At 47.6% G+C, this 18,499-nt stretch carries 11 protein-coding genes; 10 read left to right on the forward strand and 1 reads right to left on the reverse strand.

Going from position 1 to position 18,499, the window contains the following annotated elements; genetic code table 11:
• Positions 1 to 162: 162 nt before the first annotated feature.
• From GKG41_RS13565 to GKG41_RS13580, 4 genes are read left to right on the forward strand one after another with little or no spacing between them, the layout of a single operon-like run.
• Entirely contained in the window at positions 163 to 1,509 is a 1,347-nt protein-coding gene (locus GKG41_RS13565; protein ID WP_154259474.1) for an efflux RND transporter periplasmic adaptor subunit, read from the forward strand.
• The gene (locus GKG41_RS13570) at positions 1,506 to 2,186 is read left to right on the forward strand and encodes an ABC transporter ATP-binding protein (RefSeq protein WP_154259477.1); all 681 of its coding nucleotides are present in this window, start codon (positions 1,506 to 1,508) and stop codon (positions 2,184 to 2,186) included. Before GKG41_RS13565 ends, GKG41_RS13570 begins: the two co-directional genes overlap by 4 nt.
• Positions 2,183 to 3,949 carry a hypothetical protein gene (locus tag GKG41_RS13575; protein WP_154259479.1) on the forward strand — a complete coding sequence of 589 codons (1,767 nt, stop codon included), beginning with the start codon at positions 2,183 to 2,185 and terminating at the stop codon, positions 3,947 to 3,949. Before GKG41_RS13570 ends, GKG41_RS13575 begins: the two co-directional genes overlap by 4 nt.
• A 13-nt stretch (positions 3,950 to 3,962) precedes the next feature.
• A complete protein-coding gene (locus tag GKG41_RS13580) occupies positions 3,963 to 5,216 on the forward strand; it encodes an ABC transporter permease (protein ID WP_154259481.1) in 1,254 nt (417 codons plus the stop codon).
• A 49-nt stretch (positions 5,217 to 5,265) separates the two neighbouring features.
• Here the strand turns inward: GKG41_RS13580 and GKG41_RS13585 are convergent, their stop codons facing one another.
• Complete coding sequence (locus GKG41_RS13585; protein ID WP_154259483.1) at positions 5,266 to 5,901, reverse strand: lactate utilization protein; 636 nt, start codon at positions 5,899 to 5,901, stop codon at positions 5,266 to 5,268.
• 186 nt (positions 5,902 to 6,087) lie between these two features.
• Here GKG41_RS13585 and GKG41_RS13590 point away from each other — a divergent pair, with 186 nt between their 5' ends.
• From GKG41_RS13590 to gltB, 6 genes are all read left to right on the forward strand, one after another.
• Positions 6,088 to 6,963 (forward strand): DegV family protein, encoded by an 876-nt coding sequence (locus GKG41_RS13590; RefSeq protein ID WP_154259485.1) that lies wholly within the window; start codon positions 6,088 to 6,090, stop codon positions 6,961 to 6,963.
• 10 nt (positions 6,964 to 6,973) lie between these two features.
• Positions 6,974 to 8,740 (forward strand): arginine--tRNA ligase, encoded by a 1,767-nt coding sequence (argS, locus tag GKG41_RS13595; RefSeq protein ID WP_154259487.1) that lies wholly within the window; start codon positions 6,974 to 6,976, stop codon positions 8,738 to 8,740.
• A gap of 334 nt (positions 8,741 to 9,074) precedes the next feature.
• Positions 9,075 to 10,862: a serine/threonine-protein kinase gene (locus GKG41_RS13600; protein WP_256282320.1), complete on the forward strand. Its 1,788-nt coding sequence runs from the start codon at positions 9,075 to 9,077 to the stop codon at positions 10,860 to 10,862.
• Entirely contained in the window at positions 10,859 to 11,956 is a 1,098-nt protein-coding gene (locus tag GKG41_RS13605) for a hypothetical protein (protein ID WP_154259492.1), read from the forward strand. Before GKG41_RS13600 ends, GKG41_RS13605 begins: the two co-directional genes overlap by 4 nt.
• A 150-nt stretch (positions 11,957 to 12,106) precedes the next feature.
• Positions 12,107 to 13,642 carry an HAD-IA family hydrolase gene (locus GKG41_RS23905; protein WP_154259494.1) on the forward strand — a complete coding sequence of 512 codons (1,536 nt, stop codon included), beginning with the start codon at positions 12,107 to 12,109 and terminating at the stop codon, positions 13,640 to 13,642.
• A 295-nt stretch (positions 13,643 to 13,937) separates the two neighbouring features.
• Positions 13,938 to 18,488 (forward strand): glutamate synthase large subunit, encoded by a 4,551-nt coding sequence (gltB, locus tag GKG41_RS13615; RefSeq protein WP_154259496.1) that lies wholly within the window; start codon positions 13,938 to 13,940, stop codon positions 18,486 to 18,488.
• The last annotated feature ends 11 nt before the right edge of the window (positions 18,489 to 18,499 follow it).

Consider the following 18,499-nt stretch of genomic DNA (forward strand, 5'->3'; position numbering starts at 1 on the left):
AGCAGTATTCTGGAAACCCTAACAATACGGCATGCAGAATTAAAGAATATTTAAGAAAATTACATAGAGAAGTTAATAAGACTTTGCTATACTGTATAAAATATTTTTGTTTATCCTAAATACACAGTGAAAATTAAATATAAGGAAGATGGAGGATGATGTATGAAAAAGAAAATCCTAATTGCGGTGTCTGCAGTTGCTGCCGTATGTGTGATAGCAGGGGCTTTCTGGCTGCTTCGGGGAAGGGACAAGGGGAAGAATACGGACGAGCTGGTGTATGTGGAGAAGGTTTCCGAACTGATGGGACTGGGCAGCGGTATGGGGAATCCGGGAAGGTTCTCCGGTGTGGTAGAATCCCAGGAAACCTGGGAGATACAGCAAAAGCAGGACAAAACCATTAAGGAGATATTAGTGGAAGTAGGGGAAGATGTAGATGTGGGAACCCCCCTTCTGACTTACGATACAGCAACCATGGAGACCGACTTGAAGCAGGCGGAGCTGGAGCTGGAACGCTTTGACAATGATATCACAAATCTGAACAACCAGATTAAGCAGCTGGAAAAAGAGAAAAAAGAAGCCAGTGATGACGAAAAATTATCTTATACAACCCAGATTCAGACTGCTCAGACGGATATAAAGAAAACAGAATATGAGAAAAAAAGCAAATCTGTTGAGATTGAGCAGATGAAGGAACAGATTGCGAATGCGACGATTACCAGTGAGATTAAAGGTGTAGTAAAATCCATCAACAATGGAGAAAGCCAGGATATGACAGGAGGGGAAAGCCAGGCGCTTATGACCATCCTTGCCACTGGAGATTTCAGGATCAAGGGGAAAGTAAACGAACAAAATCTCTCGGCCGTGACAGAAGGGGAACCGGCTATTGTCCGCTCCCGTGTGGATGACAAGCGGATATGGAACGGAACCTTTGGGAAGATTGATGTGGATAATCCTGCCGCCAGCAACAATTCCGGAATGTATGGCATGGGGATGTCTTCGGAGGGAGGTTCGGATCAGTCAGCCTCCACTTCCTATTACTTTTATGTGGAATTAGAGTCCTCGGACGGACTTCTTCTGGGGCAGCATGTATATATAGAACAGAACGCCGGACAGGAAGAACAAAAAGAAGGGGTATGGCTGGATGCTTCCTTTATAGCGGATCTTGACAGCAAACCATACGTATGGGCAGATAACGGCAAAGAAAAGCTGGAAAAGAGAAGTGTAGTATTGGGTGAGTTCGATGAAGCGCTGAATCAGTATGAAATCAAAGACGGACTGTCCAGGGAGGATGCGGTGGCGTTCCCCCTGGAAACCCTAAAGGAGGGGGCACCTACAACGGACAGCCCTACCGCTTTGATGAATGAGGGGGATATGTCAGCACCTGCAGAGGGGGACATGCCTGTGGACGAGGCGATGCCTTCAGACGAGGGGATGTCTTCGGAGGAACCCATACCTTCTGACGATATGATCGAAAGCCCGGAAGGAGAGGAAGGTGCGGTTGCCCAATGATACTTGAGCTAAAAGATATCTGTAAAGATTATATGCAGGGCAAAATGACAATCCCTGTACTTAAAAATGTAAACTTCACCATGAAAGAGGGGGAGTATACGGCCATTATGGGGCCTTCCGGTTCCGGGAAAACCACTTTAATGAATATTATCGGATGCCTGGATAAGGCTACCAGCGGAGCCTTCTTCCTGGATGGAGTAGATATTAACAGCTGTTCAGACAACGCCATGTCAGATATTCGTCTAAACAAGATCGGGTTTGTTTTTCAGAGCTTTCAGCTGCTGCCCAGGCAGAGTGCTTTAGAGAATGTGGAACTTCCTCTGAGTTATGCAGGTGTGGGGCGCAGAGAAAGACAGGAAAAGGCGATTGCTGCGCTGACCCGCGTTGGGCTGGAGGACAGGGTAGACTTTAAGCCTACGCAGCTTTCCGGCGGGCAGAAACAGAGGGTTGCCATTGCCCGGGCTATGGTCAATAATCCAAAGATACTGTTGGCAGATGAGCCTACCGGTGCGCTGGACTCCAGATCCGGGGAACAGGTAATGGAACTTTTCGGACGCCTGAACCAAGAAGGGGTCACCATCTTAATGATTACCCATGATGCGGGGATAGCGTCTTATGCTCAGCGGGTTGTAACCATCAAAGACGGTATCCTGGCGGAAGAGGAGGGCAGAGAATGAAAAAGAGACTGGGATTAGTGATAGGGGGAATCGCAGGAGTCTGCGTGGCAGCCGTGGGTATCTGGTACGGCTACGGCAAAATGAGTAAATCAACGGTAAAGGTATACAATGTCAGTGATCTGGCCCAGGGCTACTGGGGAGATCCCATGAGCTTAAACGGAATGATCTCCTCCGATGTTTCCCAGGATGTACATCTGACCGACAAGCAGATCGTAGAAGAGGTTTATGTGAGTGAGGGAGACCAGGTAGATGTGGGTGACCCTTTGCTCTCCTATGATATGACCCTTGTAAATATAGAATTGGAAGTTGAAAAACTGAATAAAGAAGGGATGGAGATCCAGAAGAAAGGAACAGAACAGGAAATTGAGAAGCTGAAGAAGCAAAAGCCTGTGCCGGAATCCTCAAAAGTTTCTTCTCCGGGGAAAGACGAGACAGCAGGTACAGCCCAAACCACATCCTTCACAGGGGTGAGCGGCGGATTTACCCGTCTCTTTGGCAGCTCGGCAATGGAGCCAAAGACAGGTGCACCGGGAGAAGAAGACATGGATGAAAAAGATCCCGAGGCAGGAAATCCGGATCCGGGAACTTTGGACCCAGGTCAGGACCCCGACAAGGAGGAACCGCCCAAAGAAGAGGTCAAGGCAGAGGCTTTGGAGCGCATTGATGAGAATTCCAAGCCCTACAAAGGAAGTGGGACAAAAGAGGACCCCTTTGTCTATCTGTGTAAAGAAAATCCCATACTAATGGGTTCCCTTTTGAATATGCTGGGGGGCTTTGGGGAAGGGGATACCAAGACACTTCCCGAAAAGTATGCCCAGCTGGAAATACGGGAAGGAGATACGGTGGACGGACTGCTTTTGACGGCCCTCTACCTGGACGGAAGAAAGATTGTGGAAAAATGTATCCCGGAGGAAGAATATCAGATCCGTCTCAGTGCCGTAAAGGGAGAAGAGCCGGAAGAAAATCCGGAGGGAGATGAATTTTTTGATATCGGCGATGAGATTCCACAGGATGATATTATTGCAGGCTATACCAAGGCAGAGCTGGAAAAAGCGATCCAGGAGAAACAGAAGGATCTGAAAAAGCTGGAGCTGGATATCAAAGAAAGTGACCTGAAAATACAGAAGATCAGCGGCAAACTGGAGAATCAGACCATTAAAAGTACGATTAAAGGCACGGTGAAAGCAGTAGGCGATCCCGAGAAAGGTGAAACAGACGGCAAACCATTTATTCAGGTGGTAAGCAGTGAAGGTCTATATGTGCGGGGAAGCATCAGTGAGCTTCTTTTGGATAATGTAAAGCCGGGACAGATGCTGACGGGAAGTTCTATGGAGACGGGAACTCCTTTTGAGGCTGAGATAAAGGAAATTTCCCCATATCCGGCCAGCAGCAATTTCTTTGGGGGCGGCGGCAACAGCAATGTATCTTATTATCCTTTTACTGCCTATATCGCCCAGGCAGAGGGATTAAAAAACCAGGAATATGTCAGTCTTCAGGCTGATATAGACACCGGTGCGGGTGCGGATGCCCTGTATCTTCAAAAGCCCTTTGTGAGGACGGAGGACGGGAAAAGCTACGTATACTGTTCTGTAAAAGGAAGGCTGAAAAAACAGGAAGTGATCACAGGCAAGACACTGTGGGGCTCTCTTATAGAGATAAAAAGCGGACTCACAAGAGAGGATAAGTTGGCCTTTCCCTATGGAAAAGGGGTAAAGGAGAATGCCAGAACAAAGGATGCGTCTATTGATGAACTTTATTATTAGAAGGAGGTAAGTTATGCTGGAAAACATAAGATTGTCCTTTCAGGGCATCTGGTCACATAAAATGCGCTCCTTCCTGACAATGCTGGGCATTATCATAGGAATTGCATCTATTATTTCTATTGTTTCTACTATTAAGGGAACAAACGAGCAGATCAAACAGAACCTGATTGGTTCAGGCAACAACACAGTAGATGTAACGCTGAATCAGGGAGATTATCCCTATGAAATGGGCTATAATGATATCCCTTCAGGAGTTCCCGTGATCACTCCTGAGGTGAAAGAGGAAATCCTGAATTTGGATGAGGTGGAAAAGGCTTCCCTGTATCAGAGCAGGACCTATGCGGATGGGATTTATTATCAGAACAATGGTCTGGAAGGGGGGAAGGTTCTGGGGATTGACAAAGATTACCTGGATACCTGCGGGTACCAAATCGTTCAGGGCAGAGGGTTAACAGAAAAGGACTACCGTCAATTTGCCAAAGTAGTGCTATTGGATGAGGACTCCAAAAACAGTCTGTTTCAGGATGAACAGCCCCTGGGAAAGACAGTTGAGATACAGGGTGAGCCTTTTACCGTGGTTGGTGTGGTAAAGAGAACCAATGCCTTTGAGCCGGTGATTAATTCTATGGAGGATTACTACAATTATAACCAGGAGAGCAGCGGCGTGCTGATGATGCCTGATGCCGCCTGGCCTGTAGTATACCGTTATGATGAACCCCAGAACGTAATTGTGAAGGCCCCTGACACAGAAACTATGAGCAGTGCAGGCAGAAAAACAGCCGATCTGCTCAATGGGTATCTGTTTGACAGCACCGGAGAGATTAAGTATAAAGCGGCAGATCTATTGGAAAAAGCCAAAAATCTCCAGGAAGTAAGCGCCAATACAAACCGGCAGCTTCTGTGGATAGCCAGTATTTCTCTTTTGGTAGGGGGGATCGGCGTTATGAATATCATGCTGGTATCTGTGACAGAACGTACCAGCGAGATTGGTCTGAAAAAAGCGATAGGCGCACGGAAGAATAAGATTCTTGCACAGTTTTTGACAGAGGCCGCGGTACTTACCAGTATCGGGGGGCTTCTGGGAATCATTGCAGGTATTGTTCTGGCCCAGGCTATCTCCAAGATGTCTCAGACGCCGGTTGCCATCAGTCCTCCGGCTATCGTGGGCTCTGTAATCTTTTCTATGGTTATCGGAATTGTTTTCGGACTTCTACCTTCTGTGAAAGCTGCAAATCTGAATCCTATTGATGCACTGCGCAGAGAATAGGAAAAACCTCTGTCCCGGGAAATTTTCCCGAGGGCAGAGGTTTCTGCGTTTAAAAGCCGTAATCTTCTCCGATGAGAACTACTTTAATTCTGCCGGGTACCATGGAACGTCTGGTAATTACAAGATCAGAACAGATACATCCGTCAGACAGGCAGTCCTGGCAGGTTCCTGTTACGGAACAGGGCGTCTTTACACCAACCCGGAGGCTGTTGGGCGGTGCGGCTGCATTTCGGACTCTATGTACTCCGTCTTCTATGGTTTTTACCACCTTATTCATACCGGCCGCTATCACTACATGCCGGGGACCGTGACAGAGACAGGCAACCCGGTTGCCGGCACCGTCTATGTTGATAAGCTCACCGTCTATAGTGATGGCGTTGCTGCTCATCAAAAAGTAATCAGCCATTACAATTTTGCCGTAAAGTGCCCGTTTCTCTTCCGGAGTCTTTGCGGACATTCGGTCAATGAGTTCATAGCCGCACCCCTGGAGTCCTTTCAGAATTCCTGCCTCTACTAAAGTTTCTGATCCGCCCCAGGTTACCGAGGAAGTTTCCGGGATTAATTCCCGGATTTTTTCTACGGCGGACTCTGCAGTCGGACAGTAGAATCCCTCCATGTTTCGCTTTTTTAGATTTTTTATCAATGTTTCTGCCGTATTGGCGTAGGACTGAGATTTGTATGACATATAAAATGACCTCCTTTCTTCAGATAGTATCATTGTACCATATTTTTTGATAAACAATGGAAGTTTTAGAAAATGATTTGTCATATTTGTTTGGTTATGCTAAAATGAAATGTAACGGCTAAAACTCGGTTCGTTTTTGATCAGTACATTGAACACGAGAATATAAAAGGAGTGGTACAAGGCCATATGAAAAAAACAGCAATCGTAACAGATAGTAATAGCGGCATTACCCAGTCCCAGGCTGGGGATTTGGGAATCTATGTAATCCCAATGCCCTTTTATATCGACGAACAGCTTTTTCTGGAGGATATAACACTGACACAGAAGGAGTTCTATCAGAGGCTGGAGGATGATGCTGAGATCTTTACGTCGCAGCCATCTCCTGCGGACGTTATGGAGCTTTGGGAGAAAATTTTAGAGGAGTATGAAGCAATTGTCCATATCCCTATGTCAAGTGGGTTAAGTAATTCATGCCAGACAGCGCAGGCACTGGCTAAGGAGTATAACGGCAAGGTACAGGTTGTGAATAATCAGAGAATATCAGTGACTCAGAGACAGTCCGTTCTGGATGCCATTACACTGGCAGCTGCAGGCAGGTCTGCGTCAGAGATTCGGGAAATCCTGGAGAAGGAGAAGGCCGAGTCAAGTATCTATATTACGGTAGAATCTTTGAAATACCTGAAAAAAGGAGGCAGAATTACCCCTGCCGCCGCGGCCATAGGAACGGTTCTGAACCTGAAGCCTGTCCTGCAGATTCAGGGAGAAAAGCTGGATGCCCTGTCTAAGGCAAGAGGCAAAAAGCAGGCGAAAAGAACCATGGTTCAGGCAATGAAAAAGGATTTTGAGGGGAGATTTGCAGGGTATGTGCAGTCCGGTCTGATGTGCCTGGAGGCTGCCTATACAGGAAATCAGGAGGAAGCCCTGGAATGGAAGAAGGAACTGGAAGCTGCTTTCCCCGGAATGCCGATTCATATGGATCCCCTTTCCTTAAGTGTTGCCTGCCATATTGGATATGGAGCGCTGGCAGTAGCCTGTGCAAAAAAAGTTGAGATAGAATTGTAGTGGAGGAGTTATGAAAAAGATACTGGAACTAATAGAAGAGGAATTGAGACAAGCGTTCAAGGCAGCAGATTATGACGAGACGTATGCCAGGGTGACCATCTCTAACCGTCCGGATCTGTGTGAATATCAGTGCAACGGTGCGATGGCTGCTGCAAAACAATATAAAAAGGCTCCGATTATGATCGCCGGCGATGTGGTACAGCAGATCGGGGAAAGCCAGGTGCTTAAGGAGGCAGAAGCGGTGCCTCCCGGTTTTATTAACCTGAAAATCAGCGGGGAATTTCTGTCAGAGTATCTCAATGAGATGCAAAGAGACAATCATCTCTCTGTGGAACAGACAGAAAATCCCAAGACGGTGATGATCGACTACGGCGGTCCCAATGTTGCAAAGCCGCTGCACGTGGGCCATCTTCGCTCTGCAATTATCGGTGAGAGTCTGAAACGCATGGGGCGTTTTCTGGGTCACAAAATGATTGGGGATGTACATCTGGGTGACTGGGGTCTTCAGATGGGACTGATTATCACGGAATTGAAAAAGAGAAAACCAGAGCTGGTGTATTTCCAGCCTGATTATACAGGGGAATACCCCACAGAACCTCCATTTACCATCGCTGAACTGGAAGAGATTTACCCGGCTGCCAGTGCATATTCCAAAGAACATCCGGAATACAAAGAAGAGGCTATGGAGGCGACGCATCAGCTGCAGAATGGGAATCCTGGATATAAGGCTCTGTGGAACCATATTCTGAATGTCTCAGTCAGTGATTTGAAGAAAAACTATGAAAAGCTGAATGTAACCTTTGATCTGTGGAAAAAAGAATCCGATGCCCAGCCCTATATACCGGAGATGGTTGCATATATGAAGGAAAAAGGATATGCACATCTGGATCAAGGGGCACTTGTGGTAGATGTAAAAGAAGAGTCTGACACCAAAGAGATCCCTCCCTGTATGATTCTGAAGTCAGACGGGGCCTCTCTGTATAATACTACAGATCTGGCAACCATTGTAGAGCGGATGAAGCTGTTTTGTCCGGATGAGATCATTTACGTTGTGGATAAACGCCAGGAACTGTATTTTACACAGGTTTTCCGGTGTGCGAGAAAGACAAAGCTGGTAAAAGAAGAAACCGGATTAAGCTTTCTTGGATTCGGAACTATGAATGGAAGAGACGGGAAGCCTTTTAAAACAAGAGAAGGCGGAGTGATGCGGCTGGAGACCTTGATCCGGGAAATCAATGATGAAATGTATAAAAAAATTGTGGACAACCGGAGCGTAAAAGAAGAGGATGCCAGGGGGACGGCCAAGATTGTGGGCCTGTCTGCGATTAAGTATGGCGACTTATCGAACCAGGCATCCAAAGACTATATCTTTGATGTGGAGCGTTTTACCTCCTTTGAAGGGAATACAGGTCCGTATATTTTATATACAATTGTGCGGATTAAGTCTATTCTCGGCAGGTATCAGGAAGAGGGAGGCGATTGGAAGCAGGGCTGCATCAAAGCGCCTGCAAATGACTGTGAAAAAGATTTGATGCTTACGATTTCCAGGTTTAACAGTGTGGTGGAGAACGCTTACGAGGAAAAAGCTCCTCATAAGATATGTTCCTTTGTCTACGATCTGGCCAATGCGTTTAACCGTTTTTATCATGAGACAAAGATTCTGGGGGAAGAAGATTCCGGGAAAAAGGCCTCTTGGATAAGACTTTTAGTACTTACCAGAGATGTGCTTGAGACTGGTATAGAGCTTCTGGGCTTTTCGGCTCCCGAGAGAATGTAGGACAGGAAAGAACACAGGGCGGACAGGACTGCTGAAACAGCGGTTTTGTCTGCCTTTTTTTGCGAAAAACACATAGTAAGATTGCGTATGCAAATTTACACTTGATATTTGCAAGGGATTGTACTATACTTGAATCACATTCAAGATCTTAAGTATCTATTTTTCAGGCAGATCCGCCATATTTCCATTTTTATAGGTTTAAAAGAGAAGTGAGATTTCTCTGTTAAGGGTAAGCGCAGACGGCGGCAGTGGACAGACCGCAGCGGCGTACAGACAGAGAGGGGGAGGAACGATTGCATCAAAGGGAGAAATATTAGATTGCAGATATCAGATTATACAGCTGATAGGCAAAGGGGGAATGGGAAAGGTCTATCTGGCTTATGATCTCAGACTGGAGAAGAACTGGGCAGTAAAAGAAATAGAAAGCGGCAGAGGCGGCGTGCTCCGGGAGAGGGATGTGCTGAAGAAAATGAAGCACCCTGCCCTTCCCGGCATTGTTGATATTATAGAGGAGAGAGGGTATACCTATCTTGTAATGGACTATATCTGTGGAATTAACTTAAAGGAGCTCTGTAGAGCGAAAAAAAAGATTCCCGGGAAGACAATTCTTCGGTGGGGAATAGAACTCTGCGATGTACTGGACTATCTGCACAATCAGAAACCGCCTGTAATATACCGGGATCTGAAGCCGGAAAATCTGATCATCGGAAAAAAAGGAAAACTGTTCCTTGTAGATTTTGGCATTGCACTGATTCGAGACAGACACTCGGCAGAAGATCGGTTAGGAACCGCAGGATATGCAGCCCCGGAGCAGTACCGGGGGAGGGCGGCCGTACAGTCAGATATCTATGGACTGGGTATGGTTCTGAAAGAATTGGTTAAGTGCGGAAGATATCAGGGAGAGGATCTCTGTGCCCTGGAACAGATTATGGAGAAGTGTACCAGAAGAAACGTCATGGAACGATATCAAAGTGTCCGGACAGTAAAGCACAGACTCACCAGACTGCTGTACAGAAAGAGGCAGACAGGGCTGCTGTCGGCGGCGGGGGCAGTATTTGTAATGGCAGGGTGTCTGCTCCTTTTCCAACAGGAGATAAACATCCAGAAGCAGGAGGAAACCTACCAGGAGGCTCTTGAAACAGGAGCCCGGCAGGAGAAGGATGCTGCACAGGCCTATGAGCAGGCTGTCAAAATGAAGCCGGAGAAGGAGGAGGTGTACCTGGCTTTGCTAAACACCTATATAGCAAGGGGAGAGACAAAGGCGGGAATACAGAGAATACGGGAACTGGCCGAAAGGTATGAGAAAAGGCTGCCCCGGGAGCATAAGCTGTGGACAGAGATTGGAAGGCTTTATTTCAGAGGCAGCATCCGGGATCCCTATTTTTCGGTAAATTATAAAAAAGCAGAGGAGTATTTTTCTATGGATCCGAAGGATTCCAGGGAAAAGCGCAGCTACCTGAATCTGTGCCGTATCTTCTCCTGCTATAGTGACGAGATCCCCTGGGAAGAGGCCGGGAAAGCGCTGGAATATCTGCGCGGCCTGCTTGGGGAGGAAGAGAATCCACTGGTAAAAGCACAGGAATGTATGACACTGTGCGGTGTTTATTTTTCTTACGAGGAGGAACTGGGGGAATATCTTGAGGACCCCTGGCAACAGGGGATTGCCCTGGCAGAGGAGGGGGCAGAGTCACTGGAGCATTGCAGAGATCACATTCTTTACCCTGTTTATGCCCGTGAATTATGCCTGCTTACAGGAAAGGCATATGAGTACAGAGGGATCTGGAACGAGGCGAATGCCCAGTATGATAAAACCTTAGCTTACCCCATGTCGGAGAAAGAACAGGTTAAGATCAGGCTGATGACTGCCTGGAACTGCCGTATGGAGGGGGACTGTGAAAAGGCAGGAGGAATCTATGAAAGACTGCTGCAGGACTTTCCGGAGGAGGCGGAGCCCTACTGTGCCTACAGCCTTATGGCATTGATGGAGGAAAAGGACAGGGAAAAGGCAGAGGAGATACTGGACAGGGGGAAGGAAGTCAGGGGAATCCGGGAGAACTACAGTTACAAGCTTCTCACAGAGCGTTTAAAAGAATCGGGAGAAAGAAAGGAGCCACAAGAATGAAAAAAGACTGGGGACTGATGATAACTGCTATAGGCATACTGCTTCTGATTCCGCGGCCTGTTATGGCAGGGGAATCAGGTGCTGTTGGGCCGGATGGACAGCCCATTAGGCTAAAGCCGGGAGAGTGTTGGACGAGCCCGTGGGCAGGCTATGCAGAGGTTTTGGATACCGGAAAACTGAAGAGCCGGGAAGACGGAACCCTGGAAGCGGTGGAGCCGGGAGAGACAGAGATCCTGGTAAGATATACGGTCAGGATAGAAAATAATGATGCGGAAGAGCCTGTCAATGAGGAGGATGAAAAGAGCGAACCGGAAGTACCGGAGAAGGAGGAGGTTGAGGAGGAGCTGCACAGCATAGGAAGACCCTATGAAGTCCAGGATTCTTCCTGTCCTGTCCTCACTATGAAGAACCTGGAGGATTTGTCCTCCAATGCCTGTGCGGTGGCTCCTGAGGTTGCGATTGAAGACGACCATCTGGATACTGGGTTTCTAAGGATTCATTTGCAGGGAAAGCGTCAGGGGACACTCACACCGGTATTTGCCCGGAAGGAAGGGGAGCGTCAGATGACCTTGTCTTTCGCACCTATTACGGAGGATGACGAATATACACTGCGTCTGGAAGCAAAAGATCTCTTTGGCAATTGTACAGAGAAAACCTGGATGTTTACGGTGAATCAGAATGGAACCAGATTTTACTATAACGGGGAGGGGGAGAAAGTTACCTACTCAAAAGAGTTCGTCCCCAGAATCCAGTGGGAGAACCCGGATGAAATCCAGGTTGTATCCTGTACCGTGAACGGCAAGGAAGTCCGGTGTACCATCAAAGAGGGAGAAATCTATGTGGACAGGGAAGCCCTGGAAACCGGCAAAAACAGAATTATTCTTGTAGTGAGAGACGGAGCGGGAAATCTTACAAAGATGGAGCCGTGGGAATTTATGATAGAAGAGGAGGAAGAGGAACCGGACAGCGGCATAGAGGTTCAGGAGCCGTTGGAACAGGAAAGCCAAAAGGCATTTCCCTGGGAAGGCGTTTTCCTGATAAGCGGGAGTTCTCTGATGTTGGCGGAACACAGGAAAAAAATCAGAAGATCCTAGCCTGCTGGGGTTTGTATCCGGGAATTAACTGTGCTATAATGTATTCCATTAGCAACACTTCATTGATACGGAGATTCAAGATGCAGCCGTACTCTGTGAAATAACCGAGCATGAATAGATACAATATACACACAGAAAGATTGGGATAGCATGTGGAATACAATATTATTTGATTTAGACGGCACACTGACAGACTCGGCGGAGGGAATTACAAAGAGCGTTCAGTATGCTTTGGCACATTTCGGAATTCAGGAAACAGATCTAAAGAAGCTGGAGTGCTTTGTGGGACCTCCCCTGAAGGAGCAGTTTATGAAATACTGCGGGTTCAGTGAGGAGCAGGGGCAGGAAGCTGTCCGGGTCTACAGGGAGCGGTACAGCAAGATTGGCATCTGGGAGAACCATGCATATATGGGAATAAAGGAGATGCTGGCCAAGCTCTGCACCAGGGGTTACACACTGGGAGTGGCCTCCTCCAAGCCTACACACTTTGTCAAACAGATTCTGGAACGGTTTGAACTTCTGCCGTATTTTGAGGTAGTGGTGGGAAGTGAACTGGATGGAAGCAGAACCGATAAGGCAGAGGTGATTGAGGAAGCCCTGAGGCAGCTTCAGATCAGAGAATACCGGCAGAGAGTTCTGATGGTAGGGGACAAAGAGCATGATGTGAACGGAGCCAGAAGGGTCGGGATTCCCTGTGTAGGCGTGGCCTACGGCTATGGCAGCAGGGAGGAACTCCTGAGGGCCCAGCCTCTTGCCATTGTCAATTCAGTCCCTGAACTGGCAGCCTTTTTAATAGACGGCAGGCTGGAAAGACAGGAGGCGGCAAAGCCGCAGGAAACCGGGCAGAAGGATAGGCTGGATCTGCACAGAGGAAGGCCCCTGCTTAAGGTATGGAGGGTTTTGTACCCTGTAGGAATACATTTTGCTGCCAGTATCGTAGCTTCTCTTATAGTGATTATACCAATGACGGTGTATGCCCTTATGGGAGGGAGCGCCGGTGCAGATGCGGTGAGCACCATTGGGCTTACGGGGCTGATGGAGATTCTTGCAATCCCCTTTTTGCTGTACTTTATGAAAAAAGACCGCATACTCCGTGAAAATCTGGGTGCGGAAGGAATAAAGACAAAAGCTTCTCCTGTCCTTGTACTCATCTTGCTGTTTGCGGCAGCTGCACTCTCTGATCTGCTCAGCCAGGGAATGGCAGTACTTCGGATACCGGACCTTTTTCCATACTACGGAGAGATGACGGATGAGATGTATGCGCAGAGCAGCTTTATAGTGATTCTGGCAGTCGTGGGAGTGCTGGCACCTGTCGCTGAGGAGATGGTATTTCGGGGACTGGTGTATGCCAGACTGAAAGACTATCTGGGAGGCAGATGGGGGATCCTGCTGTCGGGTTTTATCTTCGGGATTTATCACGGCAATATGGTTCAGTTCATTTTTGCTTTCTGCCTTGGGTGCTGGTTTGCCTGGCTGTATCAAAAATCCGGCAATCTGCTGATTCCAATTCTGGCTCACGTTGCGGTGAACGTATGGTCCTGTATATTAACCTATATTCCATCAGACTCAGGCTTTTGGACCTGGTATCCACTTTTGATTGTTGCTGAGATACTCATTGCAGTATGGGGCTGCTATTACCTCAGCCAAAATTATAAGAAAACTGGGAAATCCAGTCAGACAATTTAGACACAATTTTAAAAAGAGGCAATCCGCATGGCTGTGGATTGTCTTTTTTTATGAGCAAAACAGAACAAAAAGTGGTAAAATTGTTTTTACATATATAAAAACTTGAGATTAATACTGATATAAACAGATAATATTTTTGTATATTAATTAATATCAAATTATCTGTCAATTTAATGGGAAAAACCTATTTACAGGCACGAAAAAATGTAGTATATTTAGTGCAGTGAATTGCTAAAGATAAAAAGCGGCAGGCAGTTATGCTGCAGGAGACAAATTAAGAAAGGATGGATATAAGATGCAGAAAACAACGAATAACCCGGAAGTCCAGGGCTTATATGAACCCCGGTTTGAGCATGACAATTGCGGTATTGGTGCGGTTGTGAATATCAATGGTGTTAAAACCCATGGAACTGTCGCCAATGCGCTGAAAATTGTAGAAAACCTGGAGCACAGAGCAGGCAAAGATGCGGAGGGCAAGACTGGTGACGGAGTCGGAATCCTTCTGCAGATATCCCATAAGTTCTTCCGCAGGGCGTGCACCGACATTGGTATCCGGCTGGGAGAAGAAAGAGACTATGGTGTGGGCATGTTTTTCTTCCCTCAGGATGAGATGAAAAGAAATCAGGCGAAAAAGATGCTGGAAATCATAGTAGAAAAAGAAGGACTGGAGTTTTTGGGCTGGAGAACAGTTCCTACGGTTCCTTCGGTTCTTGGGCATCGGGCGGTGGAGTGTATGCCATTTATTATGCAGGGCTTTGTTAAGCGTCCCCAAAATGTGGAGCAGGGCCTGGCATTTGACAGAAAGCTGTATGTGGTGCGGAGAGTATTTGAGCAGAGCAATGAAGATACCTATGTGGTTTCTTTTTCCAGCCGTACCATTGCCTACAAGGGGATGTTTTTGGTTGGTCAGCTGAGAACCTTCTTTACAGATCTGCAGAGTGAAGAATATGAATCCGCCATTGCCCTGGTGCATTCCCGGTTTAGTACCAATACCACTCCCAGCTGGGAGAGGGCGCATCCCTACCGGCTGGTGGTACATAACGGAGAAATTAATACGATCCGCGGAAATGCGGATAAGATGCTGGCCCGTGAAGAAACCATGGATCACGGTGCCATGAGCAGAGAGCTCCACAAAGTACTCCCGGTAATCAGCGCAGAGGGTTCGGATTCCGCCATGCTGGATAACACACTGGAATTTCTGGTAATGAGCGGCATGCCTCTTCCTCTGGCGGTTATGATTACCATCCCGGAGCCGTGGGCCAACAATAAAACCATGTCCCAGTCCAAAAAAGATTTTTACCAGTATTACGCAACTATGATGGAACCCTGGGACGGACCGGCGTCTATTCTGTTTACAGACGGTGATATTATGGGGGCGGTACTGGACCGCAACGGCCTGCGTCCTTCCCGCTACTATATTACGGAAGACGGATATATGATACTTTCCTCAGAGGTAGGTGTTTTGGACATTGCTCCCGGAAAAATCGTACAGAAGGAGAGGCTGCATCCGGGCAAGATGCTCCTTGTAGATACCAGGGCGGGCAAGGTGTTCTCGGATGATGAGTTAAAAGAATACTATGCCTCCAGGCAGCCTTACGGTGAATGGCTGGACAGCAACCTGGTGGAACTGAGGGAACTGAAGATTCCCAACAAGAGGGTGCCGGAATACACGGACGAGGAGAGAATGCGTCTGCAGAAAGCCTTTGGATATACCTTTGAGGAATACCGTACATCCATTTTGAACATGGCGCGAAACGGAAGTGAGGGAATTGGGGCTATGGGAATTGACACTCCTCTGGCCGTGCTTTCTAACGCACATCAGCCCCTGTTCAGCTACTTTAAGCAGCTGTTTGCCCAAGTAACCAATCCGCCGATTGATGCGATTCGTGAAGAGATCGTGACATGTACTTCGGTATATGTGGGAGAGGACGGCAATCTCCTGGAGGAAAAGCCGGAGAACTGTAAAGTACTGAAGGTGAATAACCCGATACTGACAAATACGGATTTGATGAAAATCAAAAGTATGAAGATAGAAGGCTTTACCGTTGAAGTGCTCCCCATTACGTACTATAAAAATACCAATCTGGAAAAAGCCATTGACCGCTTATTTGTGGAAGTTGACAGAGCGCACCGGGACGGCGCCAACATTATAATTCTTTCAGACAGGGGAGTGGATGAGAATCATGTAGCCATTCCTTCCCTTCTGGCTGTGTCGGCAGTCCATCAGCATCTTGTAAAAACTAAGAAAAGAACTTCTCTGGCAATGATTCTGGAATCTGGAGAGCCCAGAGAGGTTCACCATTTCGCAACGCTTCTGGGTTACGGGGCCTGTGCCATTAATCCATACCTGGCTCAGGAGACAATCCGGGAACTGATTGACAATCATATGCTTGACAAAGATTATTATGCGGCGGTGAACGATTATAATGATGCAGTGCTCCACGGGATTGTAAAGATTGCCTCCAAAATGGGCATTTCTACCATCCAGTCCTACCAGGGAGCCCAGATATTTGAGGCAGTCGGCATCGACCAGACTGTGATCGACAAATATTTTACAAACACTGTGAGCAGAATCGGGGGTATTACCCTGGAGGATATTTCCAGGGAAGTAAATGAGCTTCACAGCCAGGCCTTTGATCCTCTGGGACTTGAGGTAGATACAACCCTGGACAGCATGGGAAGACATAAAATGCGCCGTGGAGGGGAAGAACATCTGTACAATCCGCAGACTATCCATCTGCTGCAGGAAGCCACGAAAAACGGAGATTACAGCCAGTTTAAAGAGTATACACATCTCATAGATAATGAGGAACGGATGGGTACGCTCAGAGATCTGATAGACTTTAAGTATCCGAAAAAAGGAATTCCTTTAGATCAAGTGGAGAGTGTGGAGGCTATTGTAAAAAGATTTAAAACCGGAGCCATGTCTTACGGTTCTATCTCTAAGGAAGCTCACGAAACGCTGGCAATTGCCATGAACACTCTCCACGGCAAATCAAACAGCGGAGAAGGCGGAGAGGACTACGATCGCCTGGTAACAGGAAAGGACGGCAAAAACCGCTGCTCCGCTATCAAGCAGGTAGCATCGGGCCGTTTCGGAGTGACCTCCAGATATCTGGTCAGCGCCCAGGAGATTCAGATTAAGATGGCTCAGGGGGCAAAGCCGGGGGAGGGCGGACATCTGCCTGGAGGCAAGGTATATCCCTGGATTGCAAAAACCAGACATTCAACCCCTGGGGTGAGTCTGATCTCTCCCCCGCCCCACCATGATATCTATTCCATTGAGGATTTGGCACAGCTTATCTATGATCTGAAAAATGCCAACAAAAATGCCAGAATTTCCGTAAAGCTGGTATCCGAAGCCGGTGTGGGCACAGTCGCAGCAGGTGTTGCCAAGGCGGGTGCCCAGGTTATCCTGATTTCCGGCTATGACGGAGGCACCGGAGCGGCGCCCAGAAGTTCTATCCACAATGCTGGGCTGCCCTGGGAACTGGGGCTTTCTGAGACCCACCAGACACTGATACGGAACGGACTGCGCAATAAAGTAGTCATTGAGACAGACGGCAAGCTGATGAGCGGCCGCCATGTAGCCATTGCCGCTATGCTGGGGGCGGAAGAGTTCGGTTTTGCCACAGCACCCCTTGTAACCATGGGATGTGTGATGATGCGTGTATGCAATCTGGATACCTGCCCGGTAGGCGTGGCGACACAGAATCCAGAGCTTAGAAAACGGTTCCGGGGGAAACCAGAGTATGTCATTCATTTTATGAAATTTATTGCCCAGGAGCTGAGGGAGTATATGGCAGAGCTTGGCGTCCGAACAGTGGATGAATTGGTAGGGAGAACCGATCTGCTGAAAGTAAAGGATACGATCCAAAACAGTAAGGCATCAAAGGTTGATCTTGCCAGAATACTGGATAATCCCTATGCTTCCCCAAAGGCAAAAGTAACCTTTGACCCCAGGCAGGTATACGACTTCCATCTGGAAAAGACAGCCGATGAAAAAATTTTATTGAAACGGCTGGGCTCTGCGCTGGAGGGAAGACAGAAGAAGAGCATTGAAGTGGATGTGTCCAACACCGACAGGTCCTTTGGAACTATCTTCGGGGCTGAGATAACCAGGAGATACCAGGACAGCCTGGACGAAGATACTTATACAGTGCTCTGCCACGGGGCAGGGGGACAGAGCTTCGGCGCCTTTATCCCCAAAGGTCTGACCCTGGAGCTGGAGGGAGACAGCAACGACTATTTCGGAAAAGGGCTTTCCGGAGGCAAGCTGATAGTGTATCCCCCTAAGAGCGTGCAGTTTAAGCAGGATGAAAATATTATTATCGGCAATGTGGCTCTCTACGGTGCCACCAGCGGAAAGGCTTATGTAAATGGCGTAGCCGGAGAACGCTTCTGTGTGAGAAATTCAGGGGCAATTGCAGTTGTGGAGGGCGTAGGAGACCACGGCTGTGAATATATGACAGGGGGCCGTGCTGTGGTTCTTGGAAAAATCGGCAAGAACTTTGCCGCAGGAATGAGCGGCGGTGTGGCATATGTGCTGGACGAAGACAGCGATATCTATACAAAATTAAATAAACAGATGATCTCCGTGTCAAAAATCACATCTAAATACGATGTGCAGGAATTAAAAGAAATGATTCAGGATCATGTTACCTGTACCAATTCGGAAAAGGGAAAAGAGATTCTGAATAACTTTGGAGAATACCTCCCCAAATTCAAGAAAATTATACCTCATGATTACAGCCGTATGCTTCAGACGATTGTGCAGATGGAGGAAAAAGGGCTGAGCAGCAAACAGGCACAGATTGAAGCATTTTATGCCAATACCAGAAGATAGGAGGGAAAAGA

It is taken from the genome of Lactonifactor sp. BIOML-A5, from assembly GCF_009677585.1.
Classification (GTDB): Bacteria; Bacillota; Clostridia; order Lachnospirales; family Lachnospiraceae; genus Lactonifactor.